The following is a 15,344-nucleotide window of genomic DNA, read 5'->3' as shown; positions in this document are numbered from 1 at the left end:
GGAGAGCGTCACCAAGATGTTCGACCCTGCCTCGCCATGCCCGCAGCCCGGTCCCGCAAGGTTGACCCGGTCTGCACCGTCAAAGCAATGCGACGGAGGTTCGCTCTTGCCCGGCCGATGCCACGCGCTATGGAAGAATTCCAAGCTGAGCGACAGGGGGCGATTGGCCGCGTTTCTTGCCGGCGAGCGCGGCGTGCGGTGGCGCGCTTTTCGCGGGACCGAAGAGCGCCTATGCGCTGGGAGGCGGCGTGCGATCCGGCGGCCGCCCGGGACCGGCCGATGCGAAAGCCTTCGATCACGTGAGCGGCCATGGAGCCTGATCCGATCGTTCTCGCCTGGCGCGCGGCGCGCGGGCGCCACCTCGCCGCGGTCGCGCTGGCGCTCGGCCTCGGCGGCCCGCTCTGCATCCTCGCCCTGCTCTGCCTGCGCGACCTCGTCCACACCCTGGGCCACGACGAGGCGACGGCACTGGTCTTCCTGCGCGTCGCCATCGCCCGCACGGCTGACGATTTCGTCCTGGTTCCGGGCTGGAGCCTGGCGCCGCTCGACCTCGAACGCGCGGCCTTCTTCGGCCTCTCCGCCTGCGCATTGGCGCTCGCCGGCCTCGGCTGGTTCGTCGCCGCCCTGAGCTTCTCGGCCCAGAGCCGTGCGGTCCTGCGCATGCGCGAGGCCGCGACCGCGGCGATCCTCGATGCGCCGCCGGGTGCCCGCGAGGAGGCGCGCGGCCTCGCCGGCCTCCTCGGGCAGGCGCTCGGCCGGGTCGACGGCCTGCTCGCCATCGGCATCCTCGTGCCGGCGATGGCGCTCGGCGCGATCCTCGTCGCCCTGGGCTTCGCCGCCCTGGCCGCCCCGCGGCTGGTGCCCGCCGCGGCGGTCGGCCTGTTCGCGGCCGCGATGGCGCGCGAGCTGATCCTTCGCCGCTCGGCGTCGCGGAGCGCTCTGCGCCTGCGCTCGAGCGCGCTTGCGGAGCGGACGCTCGGGGATCTGGTCCGACGCATGCCGGCGGTGCGGATCCACGGCTCGGCGACCCTGGAGCGCGCGCGCATCGCCGAGAAGGCCGCGGCGACCCGCGCAGCGCTGGCGAGCGCCGAGGCGAAGCTCGCCTATGCCCGTGCGCCCTCGCTGGCGCTGGCCATCATCCTGCCGGCGATGGCCGCCGGTGCCGCTCTGTGGCGCGGCGGCGGCAACGGTGCGCCGCCCGCCCGCGACGTCGACCCCGCCGCCCTGGTGGCGGCGGCCGGCGCCTTCGCGATCGCGGCGATCCTGATCGCCCTGACGCTCAACCTCTGGCGTCTGCGCGAGGGGTTGAAGCCGCTTTTCCGCGAGACCGCCCGCACGATCGCGGCCCTGGAGGGGCGACGCGGGCGCAAGGGCGGGCTCGCCGTCCCCCGCGCCGGCGATCTCGCGGCGCGGGGCGTCGGCGCCTACGACGCGGCGACCGGCGAACGGCTCTCGGGAGTCGACCTCACGCTGGCGATGCCCTCGCACGTCGCGATCACAGGCATCCGCGGCAGCGGCGCCCGGGTGCTCGCGGCGATCCTCGCGGGCCAGGTCGCGCCGACGGCGGGCAACGTCACCTATGCCGGGCATGATCTCGGCGCGTTCGATGCCGCGGATCGCGCCCGCCGGATCGCGTTCGCCGCCGGCGAGGCGATCCTGGTCGAGGGGACGCTCCGCGCCAACATCCTCTACGGCGCGGATCCCGCGGCCGCTCCCGATCAGCCCGCCTTCGTCGAGATCCTGCGGATCACCGGGCTCGATGCCTTCGCCTATTCCCGCGGCCTCCTCGCCCGGGTCGATCCGGTCGCCGCCCCCGACTTCGCCCGCGCCTTGGTGGCCGCCCGCGTCACGATGCGGACGATGCTGAAGGCGGAAGGGGCGGAGCGCCTGGTCGAGCCGTTCGATCCCGCCCGCTACAACCATCAGGCCACGGTCGGCGAGAACATCCTGTTCGGCGAGCCCGTGGGCCAGACCTTCGCGCCCAAGCGCCTCGCTCGCCATCCCTACATGCGCGCCGTGCTGGAGGCGGAAGACCTCGTCCGCCCGCTCACGGAGATCGGCCTCGCGGTCGCGCGCAGCACCGTCGAGATCTTCGCCGATCTGCCCAACGACCATCCGCTGTTCGACGCGTTCTCCCTCTTTCCGGCCGACGAGCGCGGCTACTTCGAGGATCTGGTGGTGCGCCAGCCGGATGCGGTCGCGCTGCGTCGCGGCCCGGCGGGCCAGCGCGACCGCGAGCGGCTCATCGGGTTGGCGCTGCGCTACAGCGAAACCCGCCACCGCTTTGGGCTGATCGACGCCGCGTTCGAGGAGCGGCTCGTCGCCGCCCGCCACTCCTTCGCGCGGATGCTGCCGGCTCACCTCGCCGCCGCGGTCGAGTTCCACGATCCCACGCGGATCAATCCGGCGGCCAGCGTCGAGGAGAACCTGCTGTTCGGCCGCGTCAGCCTCGGAGAGGCCGGGGCGGAGCCGCGGGTGCGGGCGATCGTCCGGCGTGTGCTGACCGAGGAGGGCCTGGAAGCCTCGGTCTATCGGCTCGGCCTCGACAGCCGGGTCGAGCCCGGAAGCGCGGGCACCGGCTCGGTGCTCGGCGAGGGCGCGATCCCGGTCGAGACCCGGATCGCGATCGACCTCGCCCGCTGCCTGATCCGCCAGCCCGACATCGTGGTCGTCGCGATCCTCCTCGACGAGCGCAAGCCCGCCGAGATCGCGGCGCGGATCACCCGCCTGCGCGCGGCCCGGGCCGGCCGCGGCCTCATCGTCTGCGTCCCCGACGCCGCCGACCTCGACGTCCTCGACCCGTTCGATGCGGTGATCGCCGTGGAGAACAGCACCGTGGTTCCGGTGCCGGCGAAGCCCGCCCGCGCGCTCGAGCCGGCATGAAGCCATACGGACGCCGTATTGGCCGCACAGGTTCGGGCCGCGTGCCCGTCCCGTGCGCGGCCGCGTCGGCCGCGGCGTCGCGCCACCCTCCCGCCCCGGCCCCGCGATGCCTCCCGCCCACCGTCTGAAAGGTCTGGTCCCGACCGGCTTCGCCGTCGTGCTCGCCCTGCTGTTCGCGGGCGACGCGTCGGCGCAGAACGCCAAGGCCGAGGCGCCGATCCCCGCCGCCACCCTCGCGCTGATGGCGGCCAAGGGCACGAGCCCGCAGGCGCCGGTGCTGTTCCGGGCCTATAAGAAGGATTCCGAGATCGAGGTGTGGAAGAAGGCCGCCGGCGGCCGCTTCGTTTACCTCAAGACCTTCCCGATCTGCCGGTGGTCCGGCCAGCTCGGTCCCAAGCGCAAGAACGGCGACCGGCAGACGCCGGAGGGCTTCTACATGGTGCCGCAGCGCCAGATGAACCCGAACTCGCACTACTACCTGTCCTTCGACGTCGGCTACCCGAATGCTTACGACCGGGCGCATGGCGGAACCGGCTCGGCGGTGATGGTGCACGGCGTGTGCTCGTCGATGGGCTGCTTCGCGATGATGGACCACACCGTCGGCGAGATCTACGCGATCGCCCGCGACGCGCTGAAGGGCGGGCAGGCGGCGTTCCAGTTCCAGGCCTATCCGTTCCGGATGACCGCGGAGAACATGGCGCGCTATCGCACCGATCCGAACATCGGGTTCTGGCGCGAGCTCAAGGCGGGCGCGGACCGGTTCGAGGCGACCGGCGACGAGCTGCAGGTCGGCGTCGAGGGCGGCCGCTACGTCTTCGCGCCGTCGAAGGACCCGGCCAAGGAAGCCGCCGTCGTCACCCGCCGAGCGGCGGAGGAGGCCCGCATCGCCGCCTTCGTCGACGATGGGGCGGCCGCGATCCGCACCAGCTATTCCGACGGCGGCCAACACGCTTTCTGGGCGGCGCTCGCCGCCAAGGGCACGTCGCTCGGCGAGGTCAGCCGCCCCGAGGCGCTGGCCTATGCCGGGTTGGAGACGATCGTCATCCCCGCCCGTCGGCGCGCGCCACCGGTGCCCGAGGCGACCTGGGCTGCCTGGGCGGCGCCGGGCTCGCCCCTGTCCCCGACCCATATGGCCGGCTTCGTGCCGTCCTACGAGCGCGAGGCCGATCGCTTCGACGGCCTCGTTTCCCGCTACCGGGACCGGCTTCCGCGGCTCGTCCGGGCGGCCGGCGCCGGCGATCCGACGGTGCCCGTTCGGGCTCCGACCGGTCCGCTCGCCCTCGCCGAACGCCCGTGATCTCCGAAACGCGAGGCGTGGATGGGACTTATCCCATGTGCGGGCTCGCACATCGCAGCGTGCGGCGGCCACCCATCTCAACCCCTGTCAGAGAGCGGCGATGAGAAAACCACCGTCCGCCCACCGCCTCGGTCGCATTGACGGCGAAGCGGAGAACGGTTCCAGATCGAAGGCGATCGGACCATCCGAACGAAAACGACCCGTGATGACGATGTCGAGAAGTCCAGTATCGGACGGCGGTCTCACGCTGCGCTTCTGGGGCGTGCGTGGTTCGACGCCGGTGAGCGGCCCGGAATACGCCGAGTTCGGCGGCAACACCCCGTGCATGGAGGTGCGCTGCGGCGAGCGCCTGTTCGTCGTCGATGCGGGCTCCGGCCTCTACGCGTGCGGCCAGCACAACCGGCAGGACCTGCCGAAAGATGTCGATCTTCTCTTCAGCCATCTCCATCTCGACCACACCGGCGGACTGCCGTTCTTCAAGCCGGCGGTGTTCGATCCCGAGCGGACCGTCCACACCTGGTGCGGGAACCTCGACGGGCAGTCGGCCGAGGACACGCTCGGTCGGTTATACGCGCCGCCGCTCTTCCCGGTTACACTCGACGTCCTACCCTGCACGCTCAAGCATCACGGCTTCCGCGCCGGCGAGACCCTGACCTTCTCCGACGGCGCGACCGTCGACACGATCCTGCTCAACCATCCCCAGGGCTCTGTCGGCTATCGGTTCGAGCATGACGGGAAACGGCTCTGCATCATCAGCGACATCGAGCACACCGATCCCTGGCCGGACGCAGCCCTGATGCGCTTCGTCGAGGATGCCGACCTGATCGTCTACGACGGCATGTTCACCGACTGCGAATACCCGACCTGCCGCGGCTGGGGCCACTCGACCTGGCAGAAGGGCGTCGAGCTGGCGCAGGCCGCCGGCGTGAAGGCGCTGGCGATCATCCACCTGCATCCATGCCACTCCGACGCGACCCTGCGCGCGGTCGAGGCGGACATGCAGGCGATCATGCCGACGGCCTACATCGCCCGCGAGCGCCAGCGCGTCGAGGTCGGCGCGACGCCGGCGCTGCGTCGCGAGCCGCTGATCCGCATCGCCTGACACCGTCACGGCTCATGCCACCGGGCGTCGGCGCCCGCGCATCAGGTAGGCGAAGAAGCCGAACAGCGCGACGCCGATGATCACGCCGCTCCAGCCGAAATTGGTGAGCACCTGCCCGTCGATCGGATGGCCGATCCGGCCGAGCGCCACGAGCAGGCCGAGCGCCGCGATGACGGCCGAGACAATCATTCCGAGGATCATGGCAGGTCCGGCGTAGTGGTCCAGGATGGCGGCCGTCGCCTCGCGACGGCTTCACCTGCCAGAATGCTTACCCGTGGTTGCCGTTCCGGCGCGCCCGTTCACGGAGGCGTGCGCTGCGGGGCGGTTCACCGGTTGCGGCTCGCAGCCAGTGCGCCCGCGACGAGCGGCGCGAGGATCGCGTCCGCCGCGCGGGAGATCGCGGGGCCGGCCGCGGACGGGCTTCCGGCATCGAAGGGCGGGCGCGGCGCGTATTCCGCCACGAGCTGGCTGGTGCGGGCATAGGCCTCGCCGCGGAGCTTGGCCGCGAGCGCCAGGGCGAAATCGAGCCCGGCCGAGATGCCGGCCGCGGTGGCGCGGTTGCGATCGAACACCACGCGTTCGTCGACCGGCACCGCGCCGAGCAGCGGCAGCACGGCGTCGCGCACGCACCAGTGCGAGGTCGCTCGGTACCCCGAGAGCAATCCCGCTGCCCCGAGGATCAGCGACCCGGTGCAGACGCTGGCGATCCAGGCGCCCCGGTCGGCGCGATCGCGCAGGAAGGCGAGGGTCGCGGCGTCGCGCATCTGGTCGGGCGTGCCGTCCCCGCCGGGAACGAACAGCACGTCGAGGTCGCGCGGGCAGGTCTCGAAGTCGGCGGTGGCGAGGAGGGCGAGCCCGGTGTCGCTCGCCACGGGACCTGCCGCCCGTGCGACGAGATGCAGGTTTCCCGGTGCGAGGCCCGCGAGGATCTCCTGCGGCCCGACGACGTCGAGCGCCGTCATGCCCGGAAACAGCAGCATGGCGATCCGCACCGGGCGACCGTCCGGGATCGCCGCGGGTTCGGGCGCGGTGCTTGCCGCCGATCCTCCGACGAGGCCAGTGCAGGCCAGGGCTGCGGCGACGAAGGCGCGGCGATCCACGAAACGGCTCCGGTGTCGGCGACGCCTGCGGCGCATCGCGACCATATGGGGTTTTCGGCTCGGAAGGCGCGGTCGGGCTCGCCGATATGGGCTCGCGAGCGTCTTCGGCCCCGGTCGGGGTGTTCGCAGCGCCGACGGCCGCCTATGACGAGAGCACCCATCCCGGCCGTTCGCGGCCGGATCGTCACCGCGGGGCCTTCGCATCGTGAACGTCTATTCCAGCCTCGAACGCCGCTTCGCCCGCCTCGACGCGATCGGCGCCGCCGCCGGCATCCTCGGCTGGGACTCGCAGACCCTGATGCCGGACGGTGCCGCCGACGGCCGCGCCGACCAGCTCGCGGTCCTGCGCGGCATCGCCCACGAGATCCTGACGGCGCCCGAGGCCGCCGACGCGCTGTCGGCTGCCGACGAGACCGCCCTCGACCCGTGGCGGGCTGCGAACCTCGCCGAGATGCGCCGCCTCCACGCCCATGCCGCGGCGGTGCCGGGCGACCTCGTCGAGGCGAGCTCGCGGGCGATCTCGAAGGCGGAGATGGTCTGGCGCGAGGCCCGCGCGCAGTCGGATTTCAGGATGCTGCTGCCGCACTTGGCCGAGGTGCTGCGACTCCAGCGCGAGATCGGGGCGATCAAGGGGGCGGCCCTCGGGCTCGGCACCTACGACGCGCTGCTCGACGAGTACGATCCGGGCATGCGGCGCGCGACCATCGATCCGCTCTTCGCCGATCTGCGCACCCGGCTTCCCGGGCTGGTGGCCGAGGCACGCGAGCGGCAGGCGCGCGAGCCCGCGCCGCTGCCGCTCGACGGCCCGTTCCCGGTTGAGGCGCAGCGGCGGATCGGGCTGGCCTTGATGCGTGCGCTCGGCTTCGACTTCGCGCGCGGGCGCCTCGACATCAGCCTGCACCCGTTCTGCGGGGGCGCCACCGACGACGTGCGGATCACCACGCGCTACGACGCCGCCGATTTCGGGCGTGCGCTGATGGGGGTGCTGCACGAGACCGGCCACGCGCTCTATGAGCAGGGCCGCCCGGCCGCGTGGCGCAACCAGCCGGTCGGCAAGGCCCGCGGCATGAGCCTGCACGAGAGCCAATCGCTCATCGTCGAGATGCAGGCCTGCCGCAGCCGCGAATTCTTCGCGTTCCTGGCGCCCCTGGTCCGTACGGAATTCGGGCGCGACGGGGCCGCCTTCACGCCCGAGAACCTTCACCGCCTGCACACCCGGGTCGAGCCCGGCTTCATCCGTGTCGACGCCGACGAGGCGACCTACCCGGCGCACGTCCTGCTCCGCTACGACCTCGAATCGGCCCTCATCGCCGGCGACCTCGCAGTGGCCGACCTGCCGGGCGCGTTCAACGACGGCATGCGCAACCTGCTCGGGCTCGAAGTTCCGAACGACCGCCTCGGCTGCCTGCAGGACATCCACTGGCCGAGCGGCGCCTGGGGCTACTTCCCGACCTACACGCTCGGCGCGATGGCCGCCGCCCAGCTCTTCGCCGCGGCCAAGCGCGACGAGCCGGGGATCCTGCCGGGCCTCGCGACGGGCGATTTCGCGCCGCTGCGCGGCTGGCTGCGCCGCCACGTCCACGAGCAAGGCAGCCGCCTGCCCACCGATGCGCTGCTCGAGCAGGCGACCGGCCGCCCGCTCGGAACCGAGGCCTACCTCGCCCACCTCGAAACGCGCTACGGATCGGCTAGAGCATTTTCAAGCGAGGTGGATTCCGGCTCGCGTGAAGGAAACGCGATCTCACAATAAGATGGAGCATCTTCCCTGATCCAGGGATCACAGAAGATGCTCTAGAGCGGGATGATGTCCACCGCCGAGCCGAGACGCGCCTGCGCGAGGTCGGCGACGTGGCGGTGGTGGGTGAACAGGATCGGCTGCACGGTGCCGCCGATCGCAGCGAGCGCTTCGAGGCCGTGGCCGGTCCGCGCGTCGTCGAAGGTCGAGAACAGGTCGTCGCCGATGAAGGGCGCCGGCTCGGACTTGCCGGCGTAATCCTCCAGGTAGGCCAGCCGCAGCGCGAGGTAGAGCTGGTCGCGGGTGCCCTCGCTGAGGCCCTGGACGTGGACGGTCTCGCCACCGGCGCGGCGGGCGACGATCAGCGCCTTGTCGGCCTCGTCGTAATCCTGCGCGAGGCCGGAGAACCCGCCCCCCGTCAGGGCCGCCATGATCGCGCCGGCCCGGGTCAGCAGCGGGTCCTGCTGCCCCGTCCGCTGGCGGGCGATGGCGGTGCCGAGCATCAGGCTCGCGAGCTTGAGCACGGCCCATTGCCGGGCGCTCGCGTGAAGCTCGGCCTCGGCCGCCTTTTTCTGCGCCAATGCCAGCTCGGCCCCGGTCCCGCCCTCCAGCGCCTCGCGCCGGCGCTCGCTGCGATCGCGCTCGGCGAAGGCCGTCTTGCCGCGCTGGTCGAGGTCCTCGTCCTCCATCGCCAGGCTGCGCAGCCGCGCCTCGATCGCATCGGCGTCGATGGCGGCGAGGTCGGCACGCAGCGCGTCTTCGGGAACGCCGTCTGCGGCGCGTGCCAGCTCGACGCGCCGCGCGAGCGCTTCCGCCCGCAACGCGCGCCGGGCGACGAGGCGGCCGTGCAGCGCCTCGACCGCGTCCTGCGCGTCGGCGCCGAGGTCCGGCACCGTGTCGGCCAGAAGACCCGCGAGATGGCCGAGCGCGTCGTCGCGCGCGCGCATCGCCGCTCCGGCCTCCCGCTCCGCCTCGTCGCGCCGCTTCGCGAGCTCGCGCCGGCGGGTCTCGCTCGCCTGCGCCTCCTGCAGCCGCGTCTGCAGGCTGCGGATCGCGGCGCTCGGCTGGATGTGGGCGAGGTCGGGGGCGAGCGCCGCGATCAGCGGCGTGACGGCGGCGTGGTAGGCCTCCATGTCGCGGCGGATGCCGGCGACGCGCGCGCGGCGGTTCTCGCGCTCGGCGAGCGCGTTCGGCACCGCCTGCCAGGCGGCGAGGGCGCTCGTCGCCATCTCGGTCCCGGCCGCGCCGTCGAGCCCGATCGCCCGCACCGCGTCGTCCCAGGCATTGCGCCAGGCCGCCCGCTTCGCCTTCGCGTCGGCGAGCGCCGTCGTGGACCGCGCGATGCCGATCGCGGCGGCGCCGATCCGCGCGTTCGCCTCGCGGGTCGCCTCCCATCGCGACGCGATCGCCGCAACGCGCTCTTCCAGGCGGCCGAGGATCAGGCCGATGTCGAGGCCGGCGAGGTCGGTCAGTCCCATCCTTTCGGCAAGATCCAGCAACGGCGCCCGTGCCGCCTCGATCCGCTCGGTGCGGAGCGCGCGATCGATGTGCCGCTCGTCGAGATCGCCCTTGCCCTCGATCAGGGTCTCGGCCTCACCGAGCCACGCCGTCATCTCCGCCGGGGTCGAGGGCGCGATGCCGGCGGGGCGCCACAGGTCGACCCAGGCGGCATGGCCTTCCGCGACCTCGGCTTCGATCTCCCTCAGGATCTCGTCGGCGGCCTCGGCCTCGACGAGCTCGGCGTCGAGGCGCAGCCGGTCGGCGGCGTGCTCCGCGACGCGGGCGGCGTCGGCGGCGAGATCGTCGGCGAGCCGGTCTGCGGCCTGCGCCAGGCGCTCGTAGGCGGCGATATTCCCCGGCGCTTGCCGGACCCCCTCGCTCAGGGCTTCGCGGAGTGGCGCGAAGGCGGCGTCGCGCTCGGCCCGAAGCGCAGACAGGTCGGAGAGCGTCGCGATCGGCCGGCCGGCCTCGCGCTCGCGCAGGCGCCCCCGCCGCGTCGCGACCTGGCGCCGGGCGGCGTCGCGGCGCTCGACCGCCAGCACGCGCTCGCGCTCCTTGCCGTCGAGCAAGGCCCGGAAGCGCGCCACCGTCTCGACCGTCGGCAGCGGCGCGGCGGCGAGGGCCGCGACGTCGGCCACCGGTGGCGACAGACGGGCCGCCTGCCCGCGCAGCACCTGCTCGGCCCGCCGCACCGTGGCATCGAGGGCGTCGCGCTCGGCGATCACGCCGCGGATCGCCGCCAGCGGGCGTAACGTCTCGCGGAAGGGGGTCGGATCGACCGGCGTGCCGCCTTCGGCCACGTCGCGCAGCAGGCCCTCGTGCTCGGTACGCGCCGCGGCGAGGTCGCGCTCCAGCCGGGCGATGGCGGCGGCGTCCTCCTGCCCATCGCGGATCAGGGTTTCGACCCGGGCGCGGACGGCGTCCGAGGGCTGGCGCCGCGTCAGCGCCTCCACGTCGGGGAGGCCGACCCGCACGGCGAGCCGGGCGAGCTCGGCGTCGAACTGGTCCGCCTCGCCCTGGATGCGGGGCAGGTCGACCCCGTTCTTGTCGAAGCGGTCGATCCCGCGAAAACCTTCCAGGATCTCCTCGGCGCGCCCGACGAGCCCGGCATCGACGGCGACGGCGGCGAAGGCCGCCCGGGCCGCGTCCGCCGCCGCATCGATGCGCGCGGCGTCCGCCTGCCGGGCGCGCAACGCGGCGCAGGCCTCTCCGAGGCGGTCGACCCAGGCGTCGGGAACCTCGACCAGCCCCGGTTCGGCGTCGTCCCGCGCCGCGAGCCCGTCGATCTCGGCGAGCAGCGGGCCGACGCGCCGGAGGCGGGTGAGGCGCGCCTGCTCGGCCGCGATCCGCATCCGCTCGGCCTTGATCGCGTCGAGCGCGTTCCCGGCCGTGGCGATGCTGTCGTTGAGGTCGCGCCAGTCTCCGGCGCGCAGGCCGGTGTCGCGGATCGCCTTCCGGGCGTCCTCGTAGCGGTCGAACGCCTGGTAGAAGCTGCGGTCCTGGCGCTTGCGCGGCCCGTAGATCCGGTCGGACTCGGCCTCGAGGCTCTTCTGAAGGTCGCTGTAGCCGCGCAGGCCCGAGGCCGCCGCGAACAGGCTGGCGCCGAGCTCGCCCTCGGCGAGCAGCATCTCCCTGGCACCCTCGCGCAGGCTGTTCGCGTCGAGGCCGAAGGCGCGGCAGAACACCTCGCGGGTCAGGCCGCCGAGGAAGGGCGCGAGCACGGTCTCCGGCAGGGGCGCGTCGTCGGCGTCGACCAGGGTGTTGCGGTTGCCCTTGCGGCGGCGGAAGCAGAGCGTCCGTCCGTCGGCGCTGCCGATCTCGGCGCCGATCCGCAGCTGCGGCATCTCATGAAGGAAGGCGTAGGCGGTCCGTGTCCCGATGCCGAAGAGCAGGTCGGTCACCGCGGCGAGCGCCGAGGATTTTCCCGCCTCGTTGGCGCCGAGGACGACGTGCAGGCGCGCATCGGCGCGGAAGTCGACCCGGCGGCCGGTGAAGGGGCCGTAGCGTTCGAGGTCGAGGCTCAGCAGGCGCATGGGTGTCTCCGCACCGCCGGGCTTCGGCGAGCGTCCGGTGAAATCGCGCGGCTCAGCATGCGCGCTTGGTCAGGCGGCCGAGGATCATCGCTTCGGCCTCGGCGCAGAGGGTATCGAGATCGGCGGCGAGGTCGCCGTCCTCGGCCGCCGGCATCTTGGCGGCGATCTCGGCGAGCGCGGCGGTCGCGCGCGCGCGAAACTCCGGGTCGTGGTCGATCTCGGCGAGGAGCGTCGCCGGGTCGATGGCGTCGACGACGTTCTCCCGCGGGCCGCTGCTCGGGCGGGCTGTGTCGATCCTCAGCTTCTCCAGCCAGATGTCCTCGTGGACGCGGTCGGCGGCGGCCTGGATCTCGGCGGTGAGGTTCTCGCGGTCGGCGGCGAGCCGGTCGTGGGCGGCGGTGACGCCGGTGAGGTGCACGCGGACCGCGAGCAGGCGGCCCTCGGCCAACGCCGCGAGCGGGCGCAGAGCCGCCTCGACCAGGGCCACCGCCTCGCTCTCGCTCTCGGCCGCGTCGACCGCCACCGTGAGGCTGTGGAAGCGCGCATGATCGACGATCAGGCGTCGCACCGCCGTGACCTGCCCGTCGCCGACCTCCACCACGACGGCGCCCTTGGGGCCGCATTCACGGATGCTGCGACCCTGGAGGTTGCCCGGGAACAGGATCCAGGGATCCTGCGACAGCTCGGCATATTCGTGGATGTGGCCGAGCGCCCAGTAGTCGTAGCCGCGCGCGCGCAGGTCGGCGACGGAGCAGGGCGCGTAGGTCGCGTGCTGGGCGTGCCCGGTGCAGGAGGTGTGCAGCACGCCGACGTTGAACCAGCCCGGCACGGCGGCCGGATAGGCCAGCGACAGGTTCTCGTCGACCGCCCGGTTGGAAAAGCTCTGCCCGTGAAGCGCGACCTTCAGGTGGTCGAGGCGAAGGGTCTCGGGCTTCTTTGTCGAGAAGGTGCGCACCGCGTCCGGCAGGGTGATCGCCTTGGTGATCACGCTCTCGGCGTCGTGGTTGCCGCGCACCAGCACCACCGGGATGCCGGCCCGGTCGAGCCGCGCGACCTGGCGGGCGAAGAACAGGCCGATCGAGTGGTCGGCCCAGTCGCCGTCGTAGACGTCGCCGGCGACGATCAGGAACGCGACGCGCGCCTCGATCGCATGGCCGACCAGGTCCTCGAACGCGCGCCTGCCGGCGGAGGCGAAGCGCTGGGCGATCTCGGCGTTCCGCGCCGAGAGCCCGGCGAGCGGGCTGCCGAGATGCAGGTCGGCGGCGTGGATGAACGTGAAACGCGTCATGGTCCCCGTGATCTGGGTCCTCGGGATCCGGAGCGCTGCCCCGCGGCAGGTCCGAACGGATCGAGATGGGTTCTGGGCGCTCGCGCCGCGAGGCTCAAGGGTCGAGGGTGGTTGCGTCAACAGGGCAACGGGATCATCGGTCGCGCGTTGGGACGCGGGCGTGATACCCCCGCACCCCGTCCCGGTCTCGCGCCTGCCCGGGGCTGTCAGGCGAGCGCCGTCAGGAGCACGAACGGCCCGCATGGCAACGATCCAGGTTTCCCCGGCGTCCCTCGGCCTCGACTCGGTCGCGCCGGCGCCGATCCGCCAGGCGGATGCCGCGGCGGTGTCGCGCAAGGTCGTCAGCTGGAACCTGCTGCGGCGCACGGGCGCGGCGGTCGAGGACGTCGTCGCCCTGATCGAGCAGGAACGGCCGGACCTGCTGCTGATGCAGGAGGCGACCCGCGAGATCGCCGGGATCACCGACCGCGTCGGCGGATCCTATGCCTGGGTGCCGCTGCCGGGGCGCATCCACGGCTTGGCGATGTGGTGCCCGACCCCGTGGGCGAAGACGCCGACCGTCGTCAAGCTGCCGTCCGGCGCGGTCGTACACCGGGTCTGCCAGGTGCTCGATTTCGGCGATTTCGGCGTGGCCAACGTGCACCTGTCGCACGGCCAGATGCTGAACCGGCGCCAGCTGCGCCGGATCGTCGGGATGCTGCCGGAGCGCTCGGCGATCCTCGGCGACTACAACATCGTCGGGCCGGCGCTGGTGCCGGGATTCCGCGACGTCGGCCCGCGCCGGCCGACGCACGCGATGGTCGAGATGGTGCCGCTGCGCCTCGACCGCTGCCTGGTGCGCGGCCTCGTCTGCCGCGAGCACGCGGTGCTGCCGCGCGGGCCCTCAGACCACCGCCCGATCGTCGTCCATCTCAGCCCGGCCCCGCCCGGCGAGGCGCCGCGCCTGCGCTTCAGAGGTATGGCAGCAGCAGTCGCACGCCTGCGTCGCGCAAACGGACGGGTAAGACCCGCGCGTTGATCGCGTCCAGGGTCAACGGCGTCTCCATCTTGGCGCGGATGAAGCTCTCGAGCTGCGCGGCGAGATCCGCGTCGTGGATCTCGACGTTGAGCTCGAAGTTCAGCCGGAAGCTGCGCATGTCCCAGTTCGCGCTGCCGACGAAGCACCAGGCCCCGTCCACCACCGTCGCCTTGGAATGGTCGAAGGGCGGCTCGTCGAGCCAGATCCGCACGCCGTTGCGCAGCAGCGGCGCGATGTGCGCCCGCGTCGCCCAATCGATGAAGTGATGGTCGCTGATCCGCGGGATGACGATGTCCACCGTGATCCCGCGCTGGCTGGCGAGGATGAGGGCGTTCATCACCACCTCGTCCGGCAGGAAGTAGGGGGTGACGACGCGGACCGAGCTGCGCGCGCAGGCCAGCGCCTGCAGGATCACGAACTCGATCTTCTCGACGTCCGCGTCGGGCCCGGAGACGACGACCCGCGCGATCGATTGCCCGACCGGTTGGAGGTCGGGGAACCAGTCCGGCCCTTCGAGCGCACCGCCGTCGGCGAAGGCCCAATCGGCCGAGAAGGCCAGCATCAGCTGCTCGACCACCGGGCCGGCGACGTGGAAATGGGTGTCGCGGATCGGGTGGTCCGGGCGCGTCCGCAGGCGGTTCGGCTGCGAGATGTTGAGGCCGCCGGTGAAGGCCTCGCGCCCGTCGAGGATCAGCAGCTTCTTGTGGGTGCGCAGGTTCAGGAACGGCATGCGCCAGGGCAGGCCCGAATGCATGAACAGGGCGGCCGGCACGCCCGCGGCCCGCAGGCGCCGGAAGGCCGCGGCGCGGAAGTAGCCGCCGCCGATGCCGTCGATGATCACCCGCACCGCGACGCCGCGGTCCTGCGCTTCCTTCAACGCCGCGCAGAAGGTCCGTCCGGTGGGATCGTCGCGGAAGATGTAGCTGGACAGGGCGATGCTGGTTCGCGCCGCGCCGATCGCCGCCAGCATCGCCGGATAGGCCGCATCGCCGTTGCGGAACAGGCGGATCGTGTTGCCGGCCAGCGCCGGCAGGCCGGAGATGCGGCGCACCGCCCTGTCCAGCGGCCACATCACCTCGGGGACGATGGCGTCCTCGGTGCTCGGCGCGCCGGGCGCCGCGGAGGGCTTCGACTGGAACTTGCGCGCGCGGCGCTCGACCCGGTTGATCCCGAACAGCAGGTACAGGGACGTCCCGAACACCGGCGACAGCCAGGCGAGCCCGATCCAGCCGACCGCGACGCTGACCCGGCGCTTGCGCAGCAGCGCGTGCAGGGTGACGCCGAGCGCCAGCACGGTGCCGATCACGGCCGCGACGTCGGCCCTCAGATGTGCGGTGGACTGCAGCCACCGGATCAACGCGTCTTCCAAAGGTCGTGTCCGCTCTCGA

General features: G+C 72.8%; 10 protein-coding genes. 5 read left to right on the top strand and 5 right to left on the bottom strand.

All coding sequences use genetic code 11. The annotated features are described in order from the left end of the window. The first annotated feature begins 309 nt into the window (after positions 1-309). The 3 genes from MKK60_RS04775 (at position 310) to MKK60_RS04765 (ending at position 5,282) form a co-directional block, all read left to right on the top strand. Positions 310-2,883 carry an ABC transporter ATP-binding protein gene (locus MKK60_RS04775; protein ID WP_243984099.1) on the top strand — a complete coding sequence of 858 codons (2,574 nt, stop codon included), beginning with the start codon at positions 310-312 and terminating at the stop codon, positions 2,881-2,883. A 106-nt stretch (positions 2,884-2,989) separates the two neighbouring features. Beyond that, positions 2,990-4,180: a murein L,D-transpeptidase family protein gene (locus tag MKK60_RS04770; protein ID WP_243984098.1), complete on the top strand. Its 1,191-nt coding sequence runs from the start codon at positions 2,990-2,992 to the stop codon at positions 4,178-4,180. A gap of 205 nt (positions 4,181-4,385) precedes the next feature. Beyond that, a complete protein-coding gene (locus MKK60_RS04765) occupies positions 4,386-5,282 on the top strand; it encodes an MBL fold metallo-hydrolase (RefSeq protein WP_147844082.1) in 897 nt (298 codons plus the stop codon). Between the two features lie 12 nt (positions 5,283-5,294). On the opposite strand, the gene MKK60_RS04760 is transcribed toward MKK60_RS04765, so the two are convergent. Both MKK60_RS04760 and MKK60_RS04755 read right to left on the bottom strand, forming a co-directional pair. Next, positions 5,295-5,483, bottom strand: a complete 189-nt coding sequence (locus MKK60_RS04760; protein ID WP_147844081.1) for a hypothetical protein — start codon at positions 5,481-5,483, stop codon at positions 5,295-5,297. Between the two features lie 125 nt (positions 5,484-5,608). After that, positions 5,609-6,262 (bottom strand): DJ-1/PfpI family protein, encoded by a 654-nt coding sequence (locus tag MKK60_RS04755; RefSeq protein ID WP_243984110.1) that lies wholly within the window; start codon positions 6,260-6,262, stop codon positions 5,609-5,611. 325 nt (positions 6,263-6,587) lie between these two features. Here MKK60_RS04755 and MKK60_RS04750 point away from each other — a divergent pair, with 325 nt between their 5' ends. Continuing rightward, positions 6,588-8,132 carry a carboxypeptidase M32 gene (locus MKK60_RS04750; protein WP_243984097.1) on the top strand — a complete coding sequence of 515 codons (1,545 nt, stop codon included), beginning with the start codon at positions 6,588-6,590 and terminating at the stop codon, positions 8,130-8,132. A 41-nt stretch (positions 8,133-8,173) separates the two neighbouring features. Here the strand turns inward: MKK60_RS04750 and MKK60_RS04745 are convergent, their stop codons facing one another. Together MKK60_RS04745 and MKK60_RS04740 are read right to left on the bottom strand one after the other, a co-directional pair. Further along, entirely contained in the window at positions 8,174-11,650 is a 3,477-nt protein-coding gene (locus MKK60_RS04745) for an ATP-binding protein (protein WP_243984096.1), read from the bottom strand. Between the two features lie 52 nt (positions 11,651-11,702). Beyond that, positions 11,703-12,938: an exonuclease SbcCD subunit D gene (locus MKK60_RS04740; protein WP_243984095.1), complete on the bottom strand. Its 1,236-nt coding sequence runs from the start codon at positions 12,936-12,938 to the stop codon at positions 11,703-11,705. A 241-nt stretch (positions 12,939-13,179) separates the two neighbouring features. Here MKK60_RS04740 and MKK60_RS04735 point away from each other — a divergent pair, with 241 nt between their 5' ends. After that, positions 13,180-13,956: an endonuclease/exonuclease/phosphatase family protein gene (locus MKK60_RS04735; RefSeq protein ID WP_243984094.1), complete on the top strand. Its 777-nt coding sequence runs from the start codon at positions 13,180-13,182 to the stop codon at positions 13,954-13,956. On the opposite strand, the gene MKK60_RS04730 is transcribed toward MKK60_RS04735, so the two are convergent. Further along, a complete protein-coding gene (locus tag MKK60_RS04730; protein ID WP_147858622.1) occupies positions 13,889-15,325 on the bottom strand; it encodes a phospholipase D-like domain-containing protein in 1,437 nt (478 codons plus the stop codon). The two genes, MKK60_RS04735 and MKK60_RS04730, sit on opposite strands and share 68 nt — an antisense overlap. Between the last annotated feature and the right edge of the window lie 19 nt (positions 15,326-15,344).

The sequence above is a fragment of the Methylobacterium sp. J-092 genome (assembly GCF_022829325.1).
Taxonomy (GTDB): domain Bacteria; phylum Pseudomonadota; class Alphaproteobacteria; order Rhizobiales; family Beijerinckiaceae; genus Methylobacterium.
Note: the sequence above shows the minus strand (reverse complement) of the source record. Positions and strands in the feature narration are given on the sequence as shown.